Raw genomic sequence first — 21840 nt, 5'->3', positions numbered from 1 at the left:
GGTCAGGCTCCGGTGAAGACTTCGCGGAAAGTGTCCAGCGCAATGCGCAGAGACAGCCGCGGTTGGTCCAGATAGCTGGAAAGCTTGGCCAACCCATGGCTGGCCGATACGTGGTTACGCACCCAGGGCGCGTCTTCCAGCACGATGTGCTGCTCGGCGTAGACCTGCGGCGTGGAAAGCAGGCTGGCCAGGGTTTGCGGCGCTGCGCCGCGAAAGCCGACAGCCAGCCGGTGCTTGCCGGCGATGCGCCCGATGAAGATCGTAATCTCGAAGTCCGCCCGCGACAGGAACGGCGCGATCAGCGCCATCCAGTACGCCGCGACCAGGTTGATGTAGAGCGGATCATCGGGCAGCGGCAGCGACAGCCCCTTGTCCAGCTGCGATGAGCCGCTGGACATCACCGGCTCCAGCAGGATGCCCAGCGCCAGGATGATGTCGTGCACGCTTGCCGCGTGGCCGTTGCCGCGCAGCATCGCTTCCAGGCGCTCCACGGTCTGCAGGTCCACGAAGGCGTCGAAGCCGTCATCGGCCGCGGTGCGGATTTCGCCTTCCAACTCGTTCAGGGTCTGCAAGGCGGCGGCCGGGTCGCTATCGCTCGCGAGCAGGGCGGCGGCGCCGCCCATGCGGTTCCAGAGGCGGCTGAAGGCCATGGGGCTGCGCGCGATGAATTCCAGCGGGCGCTGCACTTCGAGCGACGTGGCGGACAGGAACGGGAAGCGCCTGCCCGACTGGTCCTGGCTGGGCTGCAGATGTCCCGCGATGGCCAGCTTGCCGCGCGACCCCAGGATCGCGAAAGGCATCGGCTCGGCTTCATCGTAGAGCGCCTTCCAGTGCGGTTCCTGCGCCAGGATCTCCATGGTGTTGGCGACCCAGGCGTCCAGCGTGGCCATGAGCTGCGGATGCGAGGTGTTCTTCACGAAGTCGCCGCGGCTGGGGATCTTGCCGAAGTAGGCCGTACGGAACAGGGGGGACTGCGTGTTGCTCATTGCGGCGCTCCGGATTGCGTCTGGGCGGAGGATTCAGGGGACATGCCGACCACGGAGGAGGGCAGGCGCAGGTTGCGCAGACCCTGGCTGCCGCCGGGCTCGCTGCCGCCGGCGCCGGGCGCCTGGGCATTGCTGATGATGCGCAGCTTCACGGGGACCGTCACGTTGGATTTGCCCCAGCTCATGTTGAAGCTGCCGTCGGGGTTGGCCGTGCGCTGGGCGGTCGAGATCAAGCGTTCCAGGCCGAAACGGCCCGGCTCGTTGACGATTTCGACCACGCTGCCATCGAAAGTGGTGGCGGTGATGCGCGCGCCGGGCGCTCCCTGCGCATTGGGCCAGACGAAATTTACCCATTGCGGCGGCGTGTTGCGGTAGCGCAGCTGCTGGCCATCGATCTCGATGGTGTATTCGGTCACGCCGCCGGCCGGCTTGGGCTGGATCTGGAACAGCGTCTGCGGCTGGCTGGCCGCGCCGCTGCCCGCCGCGCCGCCCGAGAGCGGCGCCACCCATTGCGCGAAATTGGCCGTGAAGGTCGGCTGCAGGCTCACGCCCATGTCGCCCCACGTGCGCGCCGTCAGGATGTCGCCACGGCGCACGGTCAGCGGGCCCAGCGTCTCGTTGACGTAGCGGGCGATGCTGCCTTGCGGGCCGAATACCTGACCGATTTCATCGCCGCTGGCTTCCACGCTGGCGCGGCTGGCGAACGGATACTTTTCGGACAGGTTCTGGTTGAACGGCTGGTAGACCTGGGCGTTCCAGACCTTGTTCAGCTCGGCTTCGGCGGGCTGCATGGTCACCGAATACGCCTGGATCAGCGGACGCACCAGAAGCGGGCGCAGCGTTTCGCGCTGCGTCGCGCTCATGCCGGCCAGCATTTGCTCGTCCACCAGCTTCAAGGCGTCGGCCAGTTCCGAATCCTTGCCTTCCAGCGTCTGGCGCATCAGCGTGAGCGCGCCGGGGCCGGCATCGCCCTGGTTGTTGAGCAGGTTGAAGCGGGTGCGGATCTTCGACAGCGCGCCCATGTAGTTGCCCAGCAGCGACTGGTTGTCGCGCGTGACGACCAGCCGCGCCACGTCGGAGAACTCGCGGCCCACCGGGCCCATGGGGATCGCCTCGCCATTGGCGGTGGTCGCGCCGGGCGCCGGCGGCGTCTGGCGCAGGATCACGCGCTTGAACCAGCCGACCACGCCGCTCTGCGCCTGTTGCAGCCCGGCGTTGATCAGCGAGGGGTTGTCCCAGGAGGTCTGTTCGTACGTGGTGTTGATGAGCTTGGCGATGGGCGAGGTCTGCGGATCGCCCAGGCGGTTCATCGCGCCGACCGATTGCTCGAAGCTCGTGAACGGCTTGATCGTCACGCCGCGCAGGAACTTCTGCCATTCCTCGGCGTACTCCGTCTTGTACATCGTCGCCAGGCTCTTCTGGATCTGCTCGGGGCTGCCTTCCAGCGTCAGGTCGTCGCGGGCGTTCACGCCCAGCACCCAGTCGCTGGTCTGGACTTCCTTCTTGGCGGCTTCGCTGATGGCGGGCTGGATGTACTGCTCCCAGGCCTCGCGCGTGAAGGTGCCCGGGATGGCGTAGCTGCCGGCCACGACGCCAGCGTCGTTCTCGCCGACGATGCGCGCCACTGTCATGGTCTGGAAGCGCGTGGCGGCGCGGGCCTTGAGCGTTGCGTAGGCGCGCTCGCGCGCCGGCATGCCTTGCATCACCGCGCGCAGGCTGCCGCGGGTCTTTTCGACCAGGGCCAGGTTGGTGTCGATCTGCGGCCATCCGGCATCCGGCGCGCGGCTGACGTAGAACGAGATCAGGCGCTCGGCGCTGCGGATCAGCTGGTCGCGCGGCATCGCGCCCCGGTTGGTCTCCAGCCAGCCGCGCCAGAAGCGCGTGATCTGGTCGGACAGGTGGGTAGGATCGACGTGCTGGTGATTGGCCATCATCAGATACGTCTTGAGCGCGTTGTACGCGTCGTCCGCGTTGGTGGGCGAGGCGTCCTGGAACAGCGTGTCGCCGCCCGCGGCGTGCGCGGCGCGGGGCTGCTGGGGCGCCGGCTGCGGCGCGCCTCCCGTGGCGGCGGCCGCGGCGGAGGTGTCCACCTTCGCCAGGAAATCCTCCAGGCTGGTCTTCACGGGTGCCAGCATGAACTGGCGCACGCCGTTGTAGTACTCGGCCAGCAGGCGGTCCTTTAGCACGTCGCCCTGGTACAGGCCCAGGCCCAGCGACCACGGCCGGCTGGACGAGTAGCGGTCCAGCTGCTCGATGCGATCCTGCAGGATCTCCATCGCTTCCAGGCGGCTTTGCAGATCGGTGCGCTCGCTTTGCAGCCGCACCACCTTGTCCAGGTCGGCCTGCACGTTCTGCGCCAATTGGCGGTTGCCCAGGTACGACCAGCTCCATCCGCCCAGGACCAGGCCCAGCGCCAGCACCAGGCCGAAAAAGGTCAGGTAGCGCATGCGGGTCTTGGCCGGGCTGGCGTGCTGGCGCACCAGTTTCTTGTCGGCGAAGATCACGCTGGAAAACAGTTCGCGCAGGAAGAAGCCATTGTTCGAGGTCACGCTGCGCGATTGCGCGCGCGCCGCGGGACGCAGCTCGAAGCGCTCGGCCAGCTTCTCGGTGGAGGTGCTTTGCGTGACGCCTTCCTGCAGCGCGCTGGTGAAGTAGAAACCGCGGAACACCGGCTTGTACTGGAACGGATTGGTTTCGAACAGCGTGGACAGGAAGGTGCGCAGCGCCGGCTTGATACCGGCAAATTCCAGCGGGAACGTGAGCAGGCCCGGCGGCAGGTCGCGGCTGTTGCGCAGCGAGATTTGCGCCGTTCCCATCTCTTTCAGGCCTTCGTACAGCTCGTCGAAGCGGCTGTCGAACAGTGCCAGTACATCGCGGTTTTCTTCGGCGCCGTAGGGCAGGGTTGCGCCCCAGACGCGGTCGCGCTCGCTCTGGTCGCTGTCGGAGAAGAATTCGCTGAAGCCCGAGATCAGGTCGGCCTTGGTGAAGATGATGTAGACCGGCGCGAACACTTCCAGGCGGTCGGTCAGCTCCTGCACGCGCTGGCGCAGGTTCTTGGCCAGGTTGATCGCGAATTCCGGCCCGGCGCCCGTCAGTTCCTCGATGCTGGCGGCCACGATGATGCCGTTGATCGGCGCCTTGGGACGATGGCGCTTGAGCAGGTCCAGGAAGCCCATCCATTCGTTGCGGTCCTCTTCATGCACCGAGTAGCGTCCGGCCGTGTCCAGCAGGATGCCTTCGGTGGTGAAGAACCAGTCGCAGTTGCGCGTGCCGCCGACCCCGCGCACCGCCGCGCCGTTCTTGTCGGCGAACGGAAACTGCAGGCCGGAATTGATGACCGCGCTGCTCTTGCCCGCGGCCGGATTGCCGATCACGATGTACCAGGGCAGCTCGTACAGGGCCTCGTTGCCCGACGCCTGCCCGATTTTCGAGGTTTTGATGGTGCGCACCGCCTGGGTCAGCCGCGAGCGCAGCGCCTCCACGTCGTTGCGGTTGGCGGCGGCGCCCGTCTGCACTTGCTGTTCCAGCATGTCGCCCAGGTTCTTGTTGGCCTTGCGGGTGCGCCGCCGGCGCCACAGGTAGGCGCACAGCCACAGCAGCAGGCCGACGCCCAGGGCGATGCCCGCCCAGATGAGGCCGATCTCGACGGTGCCCGCGAACAGGAACAGGAACAGCATCAGAGCGATCAGGCCGATCACCATGAAGGTACGCGGGTTGGCCAGCACGCGCGACGTCCAATGTCGGCCTTCGCTCATCGCGCTGGATATGCTGGAAAAGAAACCTGAGGGGCTACGCATGGTTTTGACTGGTTTTCTTGTGGTTCAGGCGGTGGGGCGAATGGGGCGGGAGACCAGCGCCAGCGTCCGCAGGGCAGGGTCCTGGGTCATGACGGCAAGCACGGGCGCGTCCGTTTGCGCGCAGGTTTCGCCGGCGATCGCCAGCGTCAACAGGTGCGCGGCGGCGCCCGTGTAGCCACAGGCGGCGCCGATGGAAAGGCAATCCTGGTTCGGATCCAGCGCGGGAAAGAGCGCGCCGGCCAGGCCGGCGGCTTCCAGCGGCCGGCTGCCGCGGTGGTCGGCGTCGCTGACCATCGTGCGTATCCCGTCCGCGCGCTGCCCCTGTTGTTGCAGGAAGCGCTCCGTCAATTCGGCCAGGATGGGTTCGCCGGAGGCGCCGCGCGCATCCGCTTCGGTGCTGCGGCGCGCCGTCGGCGACAAGGTCAGCGCGACGGCGCCAATGGGCGGATCGCGCGGGGGCGCGGGGTCCTGGATGGCGGACGGTGCGCCAAGCGCCAGATCCAGCAGCAGGCCGGCGGCTGCCTCGCCGGGCACGCGGCCTTGCGGATTGGCGGTGCTGACCAGTTTGCCTTCGGCATCCCAGTCCTGCACCACGCCGGCATCGATATAGGAATCCGCCGCGGCCACCAGGCGCAGCGCGGCGCTCGTCTTGTCCAATGGCTCCTGAGCAAGCTGGCGCAGCAGGCCGTCGCTGGCGAGCGCGTCCGCCGCGTTGTGAACGCGGGCATCGATACGCCCGGGCACCCAGACGGCCGCCGCACGGGCCCGGTCCAGGGTATGCGTGCGCGCGGCCTGAGGCCAATCGGCGGGCAGCAATAGCTCCAGCTGCAGCTGCGGCCAATCTTCATCGCGCCGCGGCGTGCCGCTGCCGAGCACGAGGGCGCGGGCTTCTTGCGATAGGGTTTCGACCACCTCGGCCAGCAGCGCGGCGGCGCGCAGGCAGCCGCCGCTCAGCGCGCTGCCGGGACCGGCCGCGGCGCTTGCGGCTTCGCGCAAGGTATCGGTGTCCAGGTGGGCGGCGCGGCCGCTGAAGATGGGAAAGCCTCTCGCATTTTTCAGCGACGCGTCGAGCTCGGGGCGCTGGTGTTTGGCCAGGGCGGCATGGATGGAGGCCGGATCGCCGCCCAGCGCCGCGCGCGCGGTGCTGGCCAGCACGACCAGGCGGGCCAGATCGGCGACGGGGGCGGCTTCCGGCTCGCCCGACGGGGCGGCGGCGGGCGCGGGAGCGGCCTTGGCTTCGCGGCGCGCGCGGATGATGCGGGCGCCGGCCCAGCCGGCGGCAATCAGCGCCAGCGGCAGCGCGAACAGATAGAGGCCGATGTCCACGCCCGTGGGCAGCGTGTGCGACTCCTGCCACCAGATGATGACGGCCAGCCAGACGACGCCGAAGACGAGGGCCAGCAGCAGGCCGGTTTTAAGGATGCGGCTCATGGACGTTGTATCAGGTTGACGGTAGCGGCGGGCCGGCTCATTTCGCCGCTCCGTTGCCGCGCTGCATGACGCCCGGGCGGCGCAGCTCAGTGTGGCCGAAGTCCATCATCTTCCAGCGGCCGCCCCAGGTCAGGCCGACGCGCTCGGCGGTCTCGCCGAAGAGCTCGTAGCCGCGCATGGCCCAGGGGTCCTTTTCCGAGACGACCACTTTGCCTTCCCGCAAGAAGGCGCTGTCGGCCGCCAGCCCGTACTGGTGATAGCTCTGGTAGGCGCCGGCGTTGGTTACGTGCGACCCCATGCCGGCCAGCTGCGTCTGGCGCTCGGGGCTGCGATAGCCCTCGATCAGCACCATTTCATAGCCGTGCTCCTCGCGCATTACCCTGTACGCGGCCAGCAGGCGCTGACGGTAATCGGCATCCAGCAGGTTCCAGTCGCGGCTGGCGCCGCCCAGGTTCGGACGCACCTGCTCCACCTCGCGCGTGGTGAAGGCTTCGGGAGGAAGCGGAGGCGGCGGAACCAGCCTTTCGCCGGTCAAGAGCGCCTGGATGCGAGGGTCCGGACCGGCCGTCCGATCCTCGTAAACAAATGTGTGATTGTGTCGCATGACGAAAGCAAAAAGCGACGGAAACAGCACCACCAACAGGCCGATGGCGATATGCCAGCGGTAGGCCGAGAATGCGCTACCGGCCTTCCCGAAGCCCGCGCGGACCGCCTGCGCGGACCCTTCGACGACCTCTCCCGCTTGGCCGGCGCCGCGCGCCATTCTCCGGCGCGCGCCCTGTGCGAGCGCGCGTGTACCCCGTACGGCGGCCTCCCGGAATGAAGGGAAGACCAGCAGTGCGGACACGCCGATGGCGAGCAGGAAATATAGGGGCAGCAGGAGCAGCAATGAGGTCCCTCGGTTACGAAGGCGTAATCTTTTGTTCTATTTGGGATTCAGGCAAGCGCTTGGACGTTGCAAAACGCGTCTGTGGCTTAGAACTCGTAACAAGAAATGGTGATCGAGAAGATGTCATCGGGTATTCTCGAACCCCTTGGTTACAGGGGTGCGCAAGCTTCCCTGCCAACACGGGACCTCGCATGGCAGAAGACGAAAAAAGATCGCGATCACCGACCTCCGCTCCTAGTTTGCTGGCTGGGCGTTCACCGTCATCGAATGAACGCGCCTCGTCGCGCATTCTCGCAACGCTCGAAGGCCGCGTGCCGGACGCCGAGGTCAAGCACCTGGCGCCGAAGCGCCGTTCCCGGGCGCCGCTGCTGGTGCTGCTGCTCTTATTGATCGGCGCGGCGGGCGTTGGCCTGCAGGCTGTGTTCGACGTGCCCGACTTGCCTGTCGTGGCGGCAACCGACGCGCCGCCGGCGTCCCCGCCTTCCGCCGCGGCGCCGGCCGCGGCCGGCGCCGCCACGGTAAACGATCCGGTTGCGCAGCCGTCCTCCGCCGCTATCATCGAAGATCATCCGCTGGCGCAATTGACGCGGCCGGACGATGACAACGACCGTGTGCCGCAAAACCCGTTGTCGGCGCTCGCGGTCACCGCCGCGCCGCCGCCGGCCGCCTTGGCCGCGCCCGCGGCAGCCAAAGAGGCCGGCCCGACCGTGCGGCGGGCGGAGCACGCCGCAGGCAACGCGCGTGCCGCCGCGAGCCAACCCGCGCCGCCGCGCGCCAAGGCGCCGCGTAACGATTCCGACGCGGCGCTGCTCGCGGCGCTAATGTCGTATGGGCTGCCGCCCGCTTCGCCGCCAGGCACCAAGGTCTACAAGACCGATGGCGTGTTCGTCCGGGAGTTGCCCGGGTCGCCGTTGGCCTCGCGCCTGGAGCAATGCCGCGAGCTCGGGTTCCTGGAGAGCGAGCAATGCCGCCTGCGGGTTTGCGCGGGCCATTGGGGAACCGCGTCCGAGTGCCCCAATCCGCAAGCCAACATCGAGCCCTGAGCCCCTAAATAAAGGTTTTACCCGCAATGGATTCGACCGCGACCGCCGGCCTGTTCAGTTCCGATGCCCGCCTCTACCAACTGGAAGGCGAGGGCGCGCTCGCCTCCCTGCAGGTGGAAGGCTGGGTCGGGCGCGAGGCGCTGTCCGGCGTGGCCCAGATGCGGGTCGTGGCGCTGGCCGACAATGCCGGCCTGCCGCTGCAGGACATGATCGCTCGCCCGGTCACGCTGTGGACCACGCGGGCGGACGGCAGCCGCGCCAGCCGTAGCGGAGTGATCCGTGAAGCTGAATTGCTGTCCGGCGACGCCGGCCTGGCCCGCTACCGCCTGACGGTTGCGCCCTGGCTGTGGCTGGCCACGCAGCGGCGCACCAGCCGCATCTACGAAGCCAAGCCGGTGCTGGATATCGTGCGCCATGTGCTGGATGGCTACGAGGGCTATGTCTATCGCATCGCTCCCGACGTGGAGCCCGCGCTGGCCGATCTGGCGCCCCGTCCTTACGTTACGCAGTACCGTGAGACCGACTACGAATTCCTGAGCCGCCTGCTGGCCGAAGCGGGCCTGGGCTGGGCGGTGGTGGAAGACGCCAGCGTGCCGGCCAAGCACGCGCTCTTGATCTTCACCGACAGCCGCAGCCTGCCGGAGGACGAGGAGTCCGCCGGCGGCGGCGTGCGTTTTCACCGCGCCGGCGCCACGGAGTCCCGCGATACCGTGCAGGTCCTGGCGCGCCAGCGCCGCCGCGTGCCGGACCGCATCACCGTCCTGGGCTGGCACGACAGCGGCAAGCGCGCGGTGGCGGCCGAGGCGCTGGTCAACCCGGCCAACGGAGAGGACGACGCGGCGGACCTGGAATGGTACGAGCCCGTGGGCCACGGCGGCTTTGCCGATGAAGCCCAGGCCAAGCGTCAGGCCACCTTGGCCATGGAGGCCGTGCGCGCCCGCGCCGAAACCTTTATCGGCCGCGGCGGTGTGCGCACGTTCCGGTCGGGCACGCGGTTCACCTTGCAAGCCATGTCGTCCTTGGGGCCGGCCGGCGAGGAAGGTTTCGAACCGGTATTCGCGCTGGATCGCATCGAACACGTAGGCATCAACAATCTGCCGCCCGAGACGCGCGCCTCGCTGGCGCAACGCCTGGGCGGACTGGACGCGCACCTGCTGCTGGACGATGATGCGCCGGCGCCTCCGGGAGGCGCGCCGCATGCCGGCGCGGCGCTGGAGGTGGATGCCGCCGTGCTGGCCAAGGCCCGCGAGGTCGGCTACGCCAACCGTTTCGAAGCTGTGCGCTGCGACCGGCCCTGGCGGCCAGAGCTGCCGCAGGCGCGCGGTGCACGCCTGAGCGGCGCGCCCTCGGTGCACGGTGTGCATACGGCAGTGGTGACGGACGCCGAAGGCGGCGCGCAACCCAAAGCGCAGGACGAGATCCTGCGCAATAAGCGCGGCGATGTGCGCATCAAGTTCCACTGGCAGGGCGAGGCCAAGGACGGCGAAGCCAAGAGCCGCTGGGTGCGCGTGGCGCAGCGACAGTCCGGCGCGGGCATGGGCATCAGCTTCGTACCGCGCATCGGGCAGGAAGTGCTTGTGCGCTTTTTGGATGACGACGTGGACCAGCCCATCGTGGTGGGCGCGCTGTACAACGGCCGCGGCGAAGGCGGTACGCCCGCCACGCCCGGCGGCCGCCAGGGCAGCCAGGTCGACATGCAGGTGTATGCCGCCGCGCGCGACGGCGCGCCCAGTGCGCAGGCCAACCTGGCGTCCGGCAATGCGCCCGCCTGGCACGGCGCGGGGGGCGGCGAGGAGAACCATCGCAATGCCGCCGCCTTGACCGGTTTCAAGAGCAAGGAATTCGGCGGTTCCGGCTACAACCAGATCGTCTTCGACGACACCGACGGCCAGTTGCGCGTACAGATCAAGAGCAGCCAGGAGGCCAGCGAGCTGAACCTGGGCCACCTGATCCACCAGGCCGGCAACTACCGCGGCGGCCTGCGCGGCCTGGGCGCGGAGCTGCGCAGCGACGGCTACGGCGCCGTGCGCGGCGGCGCGGGCGTGCTGCTCAGCACCTATGCCGTCACTGGCGGCGCCGCCAGCGGGGCGGGAGACGCGGCAGGCTTGCAGGCGCTGGCGGGCCAGACGGACCAGATGGCGCGCTCGCTGGACAGCGTGGTCGGCGCGCACGAGGGCTTGCGCCTGGCGACGGCTATGGGCACCAGCGGGCCGGAAGCCAGCGTGCTGGATGATGGCAAGGCGCCCCTGGCCGCCATGCACCGCACCGTGTCGGGCACCGTCGCCGGCGACAGTCTGGATGGCGCGCGCGGCGATGCAACGGCCAAGCACACGCAGGCAGCCGAAGGAAAAGTGCCGCACCCCACCGATCCGGTGGTGCTGATGGCCGCCCGCGCGGGCCTCGCGCAGATCGCCGGCCAGCACATGCAATACACCGCCGGCGAAGCCGTGCACTGGTCATCGGGCAAGGACCAGAACCTGGCCGTGATGGGCGCGCTGCGCCTGCATACCGGCCAGGGCCTGGGCATCGTCGCCGGCCTGCAGCAGGGCGGGGCGGATTCCGGGCTGGACCTGATCTCGGCCAAGGGCAATGTGGACGTCCAGGCGCAGCACGACATCCTGCGCGTGCAGGCGCAGAAGGACATCAGGATCGGCAGCGCCCAGACGTCCGTCGAGTGCGCCGCGCCCAAACGCATCCGTATCGCGACCGCGGCAGGCGCCAGCATCGTGCTCGAAGGCGGCAACATCACGGTGACGGCCCCGGGAAGAATCGACGTGAAGACCGGGAACAAGCAGTTCGCAGGGCCGGACCAGATGCCTTATCAGTTCCCTTCCATGCCTGGGGAGGTCTGCATCGAATGCCTGAAGAACGCCATGAAGCAGGCATTGCCGGCAGTGTTTCGCTCATGAACGCCGGCGCCCGTTCCCTGATCCTGCGCTCGGACGCCGAGGCGCTGTACGCCAAGGTCCAGGCCGGCGCGCGCGACCTGGCCTCGGGGCGCCATCTTTTCGCCCTGGTCGAGCCGGGCATGCTGGAGGATTGCCAGGACACGGTGCCAGCGGAATTGCGCCGGCACTTCGATGCCCCGGGCGATGCCTCACTGTACGCGCAGCGGCACGAAGCCGCCGCCGCGTCGATCGGCCCGCTGCTGGTGCAGCCCGACGTCGCGCAAGCCGAATGGCTGTGGCGGACCGGGCAGGCCCACCATGCCGTGTCGTGGGTGTGGACGGAGCAGCCGATCGAAGACATGGCCCAGCATCTGGCCCATTGGTTGGATGCGCAAACCGACGACGGCCTGGATTTCCTGCTGCGCTTCTACGATCCGCGCCTTGCGGAACCCATGTTGACGCTGATGGGGGAAGACGTATTGCGGGGTATGCTGCGGACCGGCGAGCAATGGTCATGGGTAGACCCCTGGAACCGCGCGTGTTCCCTCAACCTGGCGCAGGAAGACACCGCGCCGAAACCGGCGTCGCCGCCCTGGGTGCTGGCGCAATCGCAAACGGACGCGGTGATGCGCCTGTGCGAACCCGGCCCGCTGCTGGACGCGCTGCTCCAGCGCGTGCCCGGCATGCTGGCGCGCTGGACGCGGCCCACGCCTTATGCCCTGGCATGCCATCTGTCGCGCGTGGCCGCGGCGCACGGCTTGGCGACTTTCGAACGCCAGTTCTGCTACGCGCTGGATGCCCTGGACTTGCATCCCATGGCGCACAGGAGTTCGTTGGTCGCGGCGCGCGTGCGCGAAGGGCAGGCTCTCGACCAGGTCCTGGAACACCTGGCGCCCGACGAGCGCGCCGCAGTGAAAGCGGAACTGATCGCGGCCGATGGCGGGGCCGGGTTCGAGGCGCCGGCGGGTTATGCGTTCGAGCCTCAGTTCGCCGCTTTTGTCCGCGGGAGGGCGGCATGACGTCGAAACGTATCTTGCCCTGGACACTAATGGCCCTCGCCGTAGCGTTGGTGGCCGTAGTGGCGGGGCCGCCTGTCTACCGCTGGGCGTACGCGGCGATGATGCCTCCATTGCTGTTGTGCGAGGCCCGCAATGACACCGATACCGACATCGCCTACCAGCTAGAAGATGCCACGGGCGCGTTTCCGGGCGATTGGACCGCGCGGGCTTCCGGCGCGCCGCCCGGCCCGCTTTCTCCTGCCTGTTTCTACGGGCCGGACAGCCGCCACAAGCCGGTCGAGGTGCGATGGGGACCGCTGGACGGCGAAGGAAACCGCTATCCGCAACGCGCAGAATTGAAGGTGCCGCGCCCGGACGATGCGGCGGTGCTGTTGTTGCGTTTCACCGCGACGGACCGGGTGCAAGCTCGGTTTGCGACTGCGGCTGAAATGCCCGAACCCACGGCAGTGCCAGAGTCGGTGTGGAATAGCGGAGATTGGGTGAGCCAATGAGGAACAAGGGAAAGAGGAATGTCGGGAATGTCTGATCGTGGCCAAGCGAAACGGGGCAGTTCGAAACGCGGTCTTCGGATCGCGTTGGGTGCGCTGATACTGGTCGCTATCGCTGTGGCCGCCTACGCCTATGTGGTGCGGACTAATACGGCAAACGTCCAGCGCGGGATGTATGAAGGTTCGATAACCATTTATCCCTATAACTTTACGCAGTACGACATCGCGTATTCCATGACTCCCGGACTTCGGGACACTATTCGTGCGGAGTCGGCCCGAGGGTTGGATTCCCAGTCATTTGGCTACAAGCCTGCCGCTCCCGATGCGCCGATGCGCATACTTTGGCGTTATGCATCGGGGCCGCAGGCGACTGAGGAGGGGGACTATCCGTTTCAGGTAACGCTTCCTCAGCCTGAACGCCCCGCCGGGAGGGTGGCGCTGGAGTTGCGTATATATCCCGAAGGCAAGGTGGCGGCGCGCTACGTTAATGTGCCGCTGGTATCGGAGTTCAGCAACGTCGCGCCCGAGCTTCCGGGTAGTGGCTGGGTGACAAATCGATGACGGCGCCAGACAGCTGGAAAGAAATATTGCTTGAAGAAGAACGCGCGGCCATGCAGGTGTTGGCTTGCGAGCCCGTAAACGGCGTTAAATGCCATGGAAAGTTGCATATCACCCTGTTCTTCGATGGTATTGGCCTGAGTATCCATGACGCCAGCTTGCCGCCATCGAACATCGGCCGTCTCTGGAAAGGGTATGGAAAAACGCCGGTGGGTGCTCTGTTGCGCAGGGCGTATTACATCGCTGGGCTGGGCACAGATATGAATCTGAGCTCCTATGAGTTTCCCAAAGATCAGGCGGGATCGATTGCGGGCGATATGCTGAAGAGCGTGACCGTGGATCCCGCGAAGGATCTTCCCCTGGATACTGCCAAGGATATCGGCATCGACATCCTGAAGGGAAAGCGGGTGGGTTCGGCGGTCGGCGATGCGATAAAGGGGTTGCCGGGCAAGGTGCGCAAGGACGTAGGAGAGGCGATACGCAATCCCGGCAAAACCGGCGTCAAAGTGGTCAAGGATGCTGCCGGCAACATTGCCCGGGCCATTTTGGATCAGTTCGATCCGGTGCGGGACTCCAAATTCATGTTCGAGGCCATCAATTCGGGTGCCGCGCCGCGCATCAGCCAAGGCGTCAATTACTTCAAAGACGCGCTGACCTCGACGACGATCAAGATCGAAGAAATCCAGGTCTCTGTGTTCGGTTGCGATTGGGGGGCTGCGCTGGCACGGGCGTTTCTCAACGAGTTGTGCAAGGAATGCGACGGAGACGAGAACAGCGACAAACTGGAGTGGGAACTGGCGGACAAGCGCAAGGTGCCCCTCAAGCTGGTGTTCGCGGGTTTTTATGACGCGGTGGGGTATCGCGACAATTCATTCGTGGGGTTTGCCGCCTCGAAGATCCCTTGGGCATTCGGTATCTTGCGCAATACCGCGGCGGATGCCCAGGATCTGCCGCGTGCCCTTGCCAAGGCGGCGCATTTCATTTCCGCGCACGAACTCAGATGGCGCGTGCATACGCTTGGCGGCGCGCAACTGGTGCCGCTGATGGCGTCACCGATGGCGCCGCCGGCCCGGCAGGAGCGCATCTACCCCGGCCTGGGACGCGATGTCTCTGGGAGTTATCCTAAAGGCTTCCAGCAGCGCGATTCGGGGATCGGCCATGTCGCGTTGCAGGAAATGTGGCGGATAGCCCGCTTGAGTGGCGTTCCATTCGATGGGCTGGAACAGACCAAGACCAATGCAATGGATCTGGGCGCTGACTTCGATATCGCCGCAACCTCGCGTGCGCGAGACGTTCTGCGCAACTATCAGCAGCAACTGGCGCCTCCTTCGGCGGCCCTGCTTGGGGTGCGCCACGCCGAGGACGCCATCGACGGCATGGAGGGCGACAAGGCGCTTGCCAGGCAACTCTATCTGCACCGCATGATGTATGTGGTGTGGCTGGTCGACCTGCTTGCCCAGGCCCGCAGAGGGGCGGCGCCCAGCTATCTATATATCAGCGCCCTGCAGGCTGCGATTGATTTTGCGCGCCTTGAAATCATGCACAAGCACGCTGGGAAGGAAACGTTCTATGGGCGCGCCCGGATTGCGCCGCCCACCGACTATCAACGTGCCTGCCTGGAAGTGGCTTCATTGACGCCGCAGCCCCGCCTCGGGCCGTCCACCCTACAGGTCTTCTCCATCTATATGCATGACCCGGTGGATCCGCCGGACGACGATTGGGCGATTCAACGCCTCCCCAGCAACGCGCGGCTTTTCCGGTCGCGCTTCATCGACGATGGCGACGATACGCGGCAGCCCACGTTTACGGAAAAGCTGAAAAAGGCCGCCGACGACACTTTCTCCAATATGACGACGCCGAATTCGCTGATACTGGGATTGCCGTTCTAGGCTTGCGGCGGGGCTGGCTGGCGAATGCGCCGGCAGCCGCTAAAATGCCGCCATGCTTCCGCCTCAAGTCGCCGTCGCCCTTATCGTCCTGCTGCTCGCCGTCGTCGTCCCGCTATGCGCGGTGGCGATTCAGCTGATCCGCTTCATCCATTGGTTCGCATGGGCGGACAAGGACACGCGGGGCGAGCGCCCGCATTTCACGGGGCCGGTGCTGGCGCTCTTCTTCAGCACGCTCGCCGCCAGCGATTTCATGGGCTTCGAGCCCTTCTTGACCTTGTCGGCCCTCAATCCCGTGCCCGTGGAGCACCGCGCCTATCTGCTGGTCGCCCTGCTGGCCCTGGCGGTGTGGTGCTGGGCCTATGGGCGATCTATCCGTGATCGCGTGCTGCGCATGTTCCGGCCCGGCAGCGCCGGGCCGGGCTGAAGGGCGGCAGCTATTCCGCGGCCCGCACCTCGATCGTGACGGCATTCGAGCGCAGGCCGTTGGCTTCCACGTAAACCTCGTAGACGGCTTCCTGCTTTGGAAGCCCGGCGGCCGCGGCCACGTCGGTGCTGAATTGCGTCCCGACGCTGACGCCGGGCTCGATCGGTGTATCCCGCGGCGGAACCGAGCCTGGCGCGATATCGATGTCCATGCCGCGCGGTTGCGGCCGCTTGCGTTGATAGGCGATGCCGCGATAGACCTTGCCGGTGGTCTTGTCCGTCGCGACGACGGCAGGCGGCGGCATGTTGGTGGTGACGGGGATGATGCCTCGGGCGCAAACCGGCACGACCAGCTTGTCCGCGGCCTGGAGGGTGACGCGCCGAGGGCCGGCCAGGTGCAGCTGGGGGTCGCTGTCGGCCCGGTTGGCGGGCATGCAGGCGTGCTCGCGGGTCGTGCCCACGGGGGCGGTCGCGAAGGCGGGGGGATCGATCCAGTCGGTAGTCATGGGCGAGGGCGGCGAGGCGCCGGAGGGCGCGGACGCGAGCATGAGGCCGGCGGCCGCGCATAGCGCGGCCAGCAGCGGGCGCCAGCGCGGTGCGCGGTTAGAAGGAAGGCCAGCCATTGGAGAAGTCCACTTTGCGCACGGCCCTGGCGCAGGTCGGGCAGAAGCGTATGGGAGCCCCGCTGATGCCGAACATGACGCAGGAGCCCGATTCGTAGGCATAGTCTTCGACGTTGGCCAGCTTGGCCAGGCCGAAGTGGCAATGGCGGCCGTGGGGCGAGTAGAAGTAGGGCGAGGCGTCCAGGTGCGAGTCATCGTCCTCGTAGCCGTTCGCCTGCGCCCATGCAGGCCCGCTGGCCACCATATAGATCAGGTGGCCGATTTCATGCACCAGCGTCTGTTGGCGGCCTGCGGGGTCCGCAGGATCCCAGGGGGTGCGGGCCGCGACGCATAGCAGATTAGTGCCCGGGAACGCCACGCCGGTGGCTGCCGAGTCCATCAATTGCACGTTGAGGTGGATCTTGCCCAGCGTCCGCGTCGGCGTCAGGCCATCGACGATCACGCCCACGCCCGGGCATTCCAGGGGCTTGCCCTGATCTTGAGGCACCGGGAAGACGCGATCGGGCGGAATGGGGATGCGGCGGACCTGGCCCGAGGCGTCCGTGTATTCGTAGGTGGCGTTCAGGAACCACGGGTCGTTGTCGATGCCGTACCAGAGGAAATGGGAGGCGCCGTCGCCGCCCACCAGCGGCACATAGACCTTGCGCTCGCCCGGGCCCGCGTAGGCGTCCCGGTAGATGGTGTGCTGGGGCGCCTTGAAGGCCAGGCGTTCCACGTGGCAGACGACGATCGTGTAGGGCTCGTGGTCAGGCCCTTCGGATTGATCGTAGATCGCCCTTGCCTGGCGCTGGAGCAGGTCGGCGTCGGCCTGGTCTACGTCGTAGTTCGCGTTTCCGGCGCCTTGGCGCGCCGGAAGGTGCGCGACATCGATGCCATGGCGGCGGTACTCGGCGGCCATGGCGCTATTGTCCTGCGCGCGCGCCATTGGTTGCGGACCGGGCATCACCAGTTCCTGGATGTAGAGCCGGCGTGCCGTTTCCACCGTTTCGGTGGCGATGCGCTGGTTTCGCGCGTCCCGGACCTCGAAGGTGTAGGTATTCAGCCCAGCGGCCGGCAGCGAGATGTCGTTCACGACCTTGGTGCCGTCGGGATCCGTCTGGTATTGGAACGTTCTGCCGTTCGGGTCGCGATAGGCTGCATGGCGGCCCTTCTCGCCTTGCGAGTACGCGATGTTGTCCCTGCCTGCGACGACCTTGATGCTGAACTTGTGGACGGCGGCCTTGCTGAATCTGACGTGGATCTTCGGTTTGGCCGTCTGCCGGTCCTCGCTGATGAGGACGGTGCCGTCGTTCCAGAACGCGTCTTCTTCGGCAAAGTTCACGAACTGCAGATGCGCGCCCGTCTGGCCGCGGTAGGTGGTCAGCGCGTTGGACGCCGCGGGTTCGCCGGCATCCTGCGCGGCGGCGCCGTCCTGGGTTGCGCCTGGCGTGGATCTAGGCGTGCCCGGCGGCGCGAAAGGTGGCGTTCCGGAGTTGGGCAGCACGCCTGCCATTTGCAGGGCCTTGGTCACGGACGACGGCAGCATGTCCGGGCTGAAGCCGGGCGTGCGCAAGACGGCGGCGGCGACCCCGGGCAGCCCAGAGCCGCTCACGGCCGGAGACTGCAGGACCGCGCTTGCCACGGCCGGCAGCGCGGAAGCATCCAGGCTGGGGGCGCGCATGATGGCGCCGGCGATTGCCGGCAATCCGTATTGTCCGGCGCGGGTCGAACCCAGCAGGCCGTTGACCGCCGAGCCGATCGCCGACCCCCGGTCGCCATTGCCCGTCAGGGCCTGCGCCATGACGGGGTTCACGAATTCGCCAATCTTGCCCGCCGCGTCGCCAGCGGCCGAAAGCATGTCCGCCGCGCCGGAGAAGGCGCCAGCGCCGGCCGTCGCCGAGGCGCCCTGCAGTCCGGATGCCGCGCCCTGGGCGGTGGCGCCCGCGTTCGCCGCGACGCCTGACGCCAGTGTTCCGGCAGCATTTGCGGCGGCTGAGCCCATGGCATTGCCGGCTGTCGAGGAAACGGCCGAAGTCGCGCCGGTGCCGGCGGCTTGCCCGGCCGTTGCGCCCAGGCTTGCGCCAGGCCCACCCATCAGCGACGGCGTGACCGCGTTGGCCGCCGAGCGTGCCAGCTCGCCGGCCTTGTCTGCGGCGCCAGCCATCAGCGTGGTGCCCGCCTGTTTGGCGCCGTCGACGGCGCCGGTGACGGCAGTGGAAGCGCTTTTGATCGATTGCGCGGCGCTGCTGGCCAGGCCGCCAGCCTGCCCCGCCAGCGCGGCGGCACGGCCGGCCAGGCTCGTATCGGCCGAGGCGGTTGCCGTCGCGGCGCCGCTTGCCGCGGCGCCCGCCGCGGCGGCGTTCGCGCCCTGGGAGGAACTGGCTTGCAAGGCCGCCAGCGCCTGCGCCTTGGGCCGGTGCAGCAGCTCGGCCGTCACGATCATCGGGTCGCCTACCTGGGTCGACGGCAGCGCGGGCAGGGCGGCGGCGTCGCTGCCCGGGCCGATCAGGCTGTGCGAGGCGCCTTTGACCGAAAACATGCCCGGCCCTTTGAACAGGATGTCGCCGCCGTCCAGCACGATGCTGCCGTTCGCGGCCTGCAGGGTGACACGCTGGTTCGCCAGGATCTCGATGCTGTCCGTGGTCGACGTGACGGTGATGTCCTGGCCGGCCAGCATTTCCAGCATGTCGGTATGTGCGTGGAGCGAGACGGGCGCGTTGGCCGCAATGGCGCGCAGGCCGCCGTCCTGCACGAACAGGCTGGTCGATTTGCCCGACGCGCTGGCGAAGGTCTGGCGGGCGGCAATGTGGCCATCCGCCTGTGCGGTGACGTGCAGGTTCTCGCTCGCGTGCAGGATGGTCGACGCGGGCGTGGACAGGTTGAGGGAGGAGGGCGCGTCGATCAGCATGCGCGCGCCATCGATGCGTTCGACCGGCTCCGTGCCGGTTCGTCCGCCGCCGCTGGCCTTGATGGCCTGCTGGCCGCCTACGCTGCCCGGATAGCGGCCGTCGGCCTTGGGATCGATGGCCTTGATCTGCGCATCGTACTGGCCGGTGGCCGTCAATTCGCGCGCCTGGCGCTGCGCGGCGGCGTCGTTGATGCGCTGCGCGGCGTTCTGCGCGCCGCGCATCAGGGCCAGCGCTTCCTTCGCATCGGCCAGGGTGGAGCCGGCGTTTGACCGCGCATTGGCCGACAGCAGCATGCCTTGCCCGGAGCGCACCACGGTCCAGGCGTCCGAGCGCAGTTCGAAGCCGGTGCCGCGCCATTCGCCGCGGCTGGATTCGTCCGCAGCCTGCTTGACCAGATGGCCCAGGCCCAGCTGCGAGGCAGCGGCCGAGCTGGACAGGCGCGTGCGCACCTGTCCCGAGGTGTCGTCGAACAGCCACTGGCTGTGGCCTTCGCCGTCCAGGCCCTGGCTGTGCCAGCCGCTGAGCGTGCCGGGGTGGTTGGCCTCGGCATCCACGCCCGCCGACCAGGGCGGCAGGTCGGCGTCGTTATAGAGCTGCGCCACCACCACGGGCTGGTCGATGTCGCCATCCAGGAATTCCACGACGACTTCGGTGCCCTGCCGCGGAAGATGGTGGGCGCCCCAGTTGGGGCCGGCCTGCGCGCCGGCAACACGCAGCCAAGTGCCGGAACTGTCGTTGCCCGGCGCGTTGCCTTCGTCGTCGCCGTGGCTGCGGTGGGGCAGGCCGCCCGGCAGGGGACGCCGTCCGCGCTGCCAGGGAAACTGCACTTTGACGCGCAGGTCTCGTCCGGACGAAATGGCTTCGTCCTGCGCCGTCACCACCACGGCGACGAGGCCTTCGGGGGCGGTCGGCTTGGCGATCCACGGGGGCAGCAGCGCGGCCGCCACGGGTTGGGCGCTGAAGGTGTTGTGGTAGGTGCCGTGTTCCAGGTCGGACGCGCCCAGCACCTGGGCCGCCTGGCTGCCCAGGTTGTTGGCGGCCTCGTGCAATACGTGCAGCAGCGTGTATTGGTTGCCGCCCATTTCATCGACCGCCTGGCCCGCGCCTTCCGCATAGCGGTCGTGCTGCGTCAGCGTGAAGTCGTGGCCGGGCGCCATCTGGCGCGCCGTGCCGCCGCCGTCGAAACGCACCATGCGCGCTTCGTGGGCCAGCAGGCTGCGCGCGGCCCGCTGTTCGGCCCCGGCGTCGTCCGTGTAGCGGCCGTGGCCGTCGTAATCGTAGTCTTCCAGCGGCGGCACCGAGCCCGCATCCAGGCCGGACTGGGCATGCGCGCCGTGCGCGAGCAGCGCGCGGTCGTTCCAGGCCACGCGCGTGACGGCATTGGGCTGGATGGCGCGCGCGGCGCCGAAGCGCGTGACGCTGTCTTCGGTTTCCGTGGCGTCGCTGCGGTGAAAGCGCAGCGTGGCGGCGGGATTGGCGGGATGCGCTGCGCCCGCGTCGAACACCACCAGGCGGTGCTGCGCGCCTCCTGCGGCGCCGTCCTGCTGTTCGCCCTGCTGATGGTCGAAGCGGAAGCTCAGGCCTGCTTCGGCCATCAGGCGCAGCACGAAGGCCAGGTCGGTTTCACGGTACTGGGTGCGCACCGGGCGCGGCGCCGGCGGCTCGGTGATTTCGAATGCGAACGACGCCAGAGGATAGTCGGCGAAGACTTCGCTCAGGATGTCGGTGACCGGCTTGTCCTGGTAGAGGAAGCTGTCGCGGCGCAGGCGCAGCGTGGCCAGCCACGGGGCGGCATGCAGCCGGTAGCGCGCCAGCCCGCCATCGGCGCCCAGCGAATCCACGCCTTCCACCACCGCGTGCCAGAGGCGCCGGCTGCCGTCGGCCAGCAGCAGGCTGACGCTGATCTCCTTGCCCAGCAGCGGTTCCACGTCCAGCTCCGCCGACGACGCCAGACAGTCCAGGGTCAGGGCGAACAGTTCGGACACGCCTTCGCGCAGCTGCATGCGTTCGACGGTGAGCGCGTCGCCCAGCGGCGTGCGCACTTGCAGCAGGCGGGCGTTCTGGGACAGCGAGGCGGCATCCAGGCTGCTGAAGCCCGCAGGCGTGGAGGAGCGATCGATCATGGGGCGTGGCGGTGTAGGTGGACCTTCAGGGAAGCGAGATGGTCAGGTGGGCGGCGCGCGGGCCCAGCTTGACGATGTCGTGATAGGGCGCCATGGCGGTCTGCATGTCCGCGTTCAGGAAATGGCTCATGCCCAGGTACGCCAAAAGGCCGAGCAGGGCGAACAGGGCGCCGATGCTCCACAGCGGCACGTCGCGTTTCAAGGTATGGGCGATCTTGTCGGGCAGCGGCCAGTGCGGCGCGAAGCCGGCGCGTTTGCCCCGCAGCAGCGCGATCTCGTCGCCCAGGCGCGCGGTCAGGTAGCCGAGCTTCTCCTGGCCTTCAATCATGTATTTGCCCTGGAAGCCCAGCAGCAGGCACATGTAGAACACTTCGAGCGATTGCAGGCGCGGCGCGCCCTGGGCCCGCAGGTCTTCCAGGCGCGCGAAGAAATTCTCGCCGGCCAGCTGTTCGCCGAACAGGGTCAGTTGCAAGGGCTGCAGCATCCACGCGTCGCGGATCGAGAAGCCGGAATTCAGCACGGTTTCGTCCACCGCGGCGCAAAAGGCGTACTTGGTCGCGTAGACGTCTTCGGCCGGGATGTCCATTTTCTTGGCGCTGCGCTCGAAGTCCGCCAGGAACTGCTGCACGCGCGCCGAAAACGACGCGGCGCTGGCGGGTTCCTGCCCGCTCTTGAGCAGGAACAGCATCAGGAAGCCGTCGTACAGCAGGTCCAGCAGCGATTTCGCGGGGCGTGAGCCGTAGAACTCGGCGGCTCGGGGAGGGAGCGAAGCTCCGGGCATCAGAGAGGGCGCGT

At 67.8% G+C, this 21840-nt stretch carries 14 protein-coding genes; 7 read left to right on the top strand and 7 right to left on the bottom strand.

The features are described 5' to 3' along the window. Positions 1-2: 2 nt before the first annotated feature. From tagF to AGI3411_RS08000, 4 genes are all read right to left on the bottom strand, one after another. The gene (gene tagF, locus AGI3411_RS08015; RefSeq protein WP_129526848.1) at positions 3-986 is read right to left on the bottom strand and encodes a type VI secretion system-associated protein TagF; all 984 of its coding nucleotides are present in this window, start codon (positions 984-986) and stop codon (positions 3-5) included. Continuing rightward, on the bottom strand, positions 983-4741 hold the full coding sequence (gene tssM, locus AGI3411_RS08010; protein ID WP_244240284.1) for a type VI secretion system membrane subunit TssM: 3759 nt from the start codon (positions 4739-4741) through the stop codon (positions 983-985). The genes tagF and tssM overlap by 4 nt, the downstream gene beginning before the upstream one ends. 66 nt (positions 4742-4807) lie before the next feature. Beyond that, complete coding sequence (locus AGI3411_RS08005) at positions 4808-6214, bottom strand: hypothetical protein (protein WP_129526847.1); 1407 nt, start codon at positions 6212-6214, stop codon at positions 4808-4810. A 37-nt stretch (positions 6215-6251) separates the two neighbouring features. Further along, complete coding sequence (locus AGI3411_RS08000; protein ID WP_129526846.1) at positions 6252-7103, bottom strand: M15 family metallopeptidase; 852 nt, start codon at positions 7101-7103, stop codon at positions 6252-6254. A 191-nt stretch (positions 7104-7294) separates the two neighbouring features. Between AGI3411_RS08000 and AGI3411_RS07995 the strand changes: the two genes are divergently transcribed. The 7 genes from AGI3411_RS07995 to AGI3411_RS07965 are packed head-to-tail and all read left to right on the top strand — an operon-like array spanning position 7295 to position 15412. Next, positions 7295-8146 carry a hypothetical protein gene (locus AGI3411_RS07995; protein WP_129526845.1) on the top strand — a complete coding sequence of 284 codons (852 nt, stop codon included), beginning with the start codon at positions 7295-7297 and terminating at the stop codon, positions 8144-8146. 26 nt (positions 8147-8172) lie between these two features. Continuing rightward, the gene (locus AGI3411_RS07990) at positions 8173-11055 is read left to right on the top strand and encodes a type VI secretion system Vgr family protein (protein ID WP_129526844.1); all 2883 of its coding nucleotides are present in this window, start codon (positions 8173-8175) and stop codon (positions 11053-11055) included. Continuing rightward, on the top strand, positions 11004-12053 hold the full coding sequence (locus tag AGI3411_RS07985) for a DUF4123 domain-containing protein (RefSeq protein ID WP_129526843.1): 1050 nt from the start codon (positions 11004-11006) through the stop codon (positions 12051-12053). The genes AGI3411_RS07990 and AGI3411_RS07985 overlap by 52 nt, the downstream gene beginning before the upstream one ends. Next, the gene (locus tag AGI3411_RS07980; RefSeq protein WP_129526842.1) at positions 12050-12544 is read left to right on the top strand and encodes a hypothetical protein; all 495 of its coding nucleotides are present in this window, start codon (positions 12050-12052) and stop codon (positions 12542-12544) included. The genes AGI3411_RS07985 and AGI3411_RS07980 overlap by 4 nt, the downstream gene beginning before the upstream one ends. Before the next feature lie 27 nt (positions 12545-12571). Next, a complete protein-coding gene (locus AGI3411_RS07975) occupies positions 12572-13102 on the top strand; it encodes a hypothetical protein (RefSeq protein ID WP_129526841.1) in 531 nt (176 codons plus the stop codon). A gap of 26 nt (positions 13103-13128) precedes the next feature. After that, positions 13129-14988: a hypothetical protein gene (locus AGI3411_RS07970; protein ID WP_129526840.1), complete on the top strand. Its 1860-nt coding sequence runs from the start codon at positions 13129-13131 to the stop codon at positions 14986-14988. A gap of 52 nt (positions 14989-15040) precedes the next feature. Continuing rightward, a complete protein-coding gene (locus AGI3411_RS07965; protein WP_129526839.1) occupies positions 15041-15412 on the top strand; it encodes a hypothetical protein in 372 nt (123 codons plus the stop codon). A 10-nt stretch (positions 15413-15422) separates the two neighbouring features. Here the strand turns inward: AGI3411_RS07965 and AGI3411_RS07960 are convergent, their stop codons facing one another. From AGI3411_RS07960 to icmH, 3 genes are read right to left on the bottom strand one after another with little or no spacing between them, the layout of a single operon-like run. Beyond that, complete coding sequence (locus AGI3411_RS07960; RefSeq protein ID WP_165359104.1) at positions 15423-16034, bottom strand: hypothetical protein; 612 nt, start codon at positions 16032-16034, stop codon at positions 15423-15425. Next, positions 16015-21045 (bottom strand): type VI secretion system tip protein TssI/VgrG, encoded by a 5031-nt coding sequence (tssI, locus tag AGI3411_RS07955; RefSeq protein WP_129526838.1) that lies wholly within the window; start codon positions 21043-21045, stop codon positions 16015-16017. Before tssI ends, AGI3411_RS07960 begins: the two co-directional genes overlap by 20 nt. A gap of 25 nt (positions 21046-21070) precedes the next feature. Next, the gene (icmH, locus tag AGI3411_RS07950; RefSeq protein ID WP_244240297.1) at positions 21071-21826 is read right to left on the bottom strand and encodes a type IVB secretion system protein IcmH/DotU; all 756 of its coding nucleotides are present in this window, start codon (positions 21824-21826) and stop codon (positions 21071-21073) included. Between the last annotated feature and the right edge of the window lie 14 nt (positions 21827-21840).

This window comes from Achromobacter agilis (assembly GCF_900496965.1).
Taxonomy (GTDB): domain Bacteria; phylum Pseudomonadota; class Gammaproteobacteria; order Burkholderiales; family Burkholderiaceae_B; genus Achromobacter; species Achromobacter agilis.
This window is presented reverse-complemented; position numbering and strand designations above follow the sequence as displayed.

What these genes read in the sequence shown, in the direction of transcription:
- AGI3411_RS07985 (WP_129526843.1), top strand. Translation starts at nt 11,004, where the DNA reads ATGCCTGAAGAACGCCATGAAGCAGGCATTGCCGGCAGTGTTTCGCTC.
- AGI3411_RS07980 (WP_129526842.1), top strand. Translation starts at nt 12,050, where the DNA reads ATGACGTCGAAACGTATCTTGCCCTGGACACTAATGGCCCTCGCCGTA.
- AGI3411_RS07995 (WP_129526845.1), top strand. Translation starts at nt 7,295, where the DNA reads ATGGCAGAAGACGAAAAAAGATCGCGATCACCGACCTCCGCTCCTAGT.
- tagF (WP_129526848.1), bottom strand. Translation starts at nt 986, where the DNA reads ATGAGCAACACGCAGTCCCCCCTGTTCCGTACGGCCTACTTCGGCAAG.
- icmH (WP_244240297.1), bottom strand. Translation starts at nt 21,826, where the DNA reads ATGCCCGGAGCTTCGCTCCCTCCCCGAGCCGCCGAGTTCTACGGCTCA.
- AGI3411_RS08005 (WP_129526847.1), bottom strand. Translation starts at nt 6,214, where the DNA reads ATGAGCCGCATCCTTAAAACCGGCCTGCTGCTGGCCCTCGTCTTCGGC.
- tssM (WP_244240284.1), bottom strand. Translation starts at nt 4,741, where the DNA reads ATGAGCGAAGGCCGACATTGGACGTCGCGCGTGCTGGCCAACCCGCGT.
- tssI (WP_129526838.1), bottom strand. Translation starts at nt 21,045, where the DNA reads ATGATCGATCGCTCCTCCACGCCTGCGGGCTTCAGCAGCCTGGATGCC.
- AGI3411_RS07965 (WP_129526839.1), top strand. Translation starts at nt 15,041, where the DNA reads ATGCTTCCGCCTCAAGTCGCCGTCGCCCTTATCGTCCTGCTGCTCGCC.
- AGI3411_RS07975 (WP_129526841.1), top strand. Translation starts at nt 12,572, where the DNA reads ATGTCTGATCGTGGCCAAGCGAAACGGGGCAGTTCGAAACGCGGTCTT.
- AGI3411_RS07960 (WP_165359104.1), bottom strand. Translation starts at nt 16,034, where the DNA reads ATGGCTGGCCTTCCTTCTAACCGCGCACCGCGCTGGCGCCCGCTGCTG.
- AGI3411_RS07990 (WP_129526844.1), top strand. Translation starts at nt 8,173, where the DNA reads ATGGATTCGACCGCGACCGCCGGCCTGTTCAGTTCCGATGCCCGCCTC.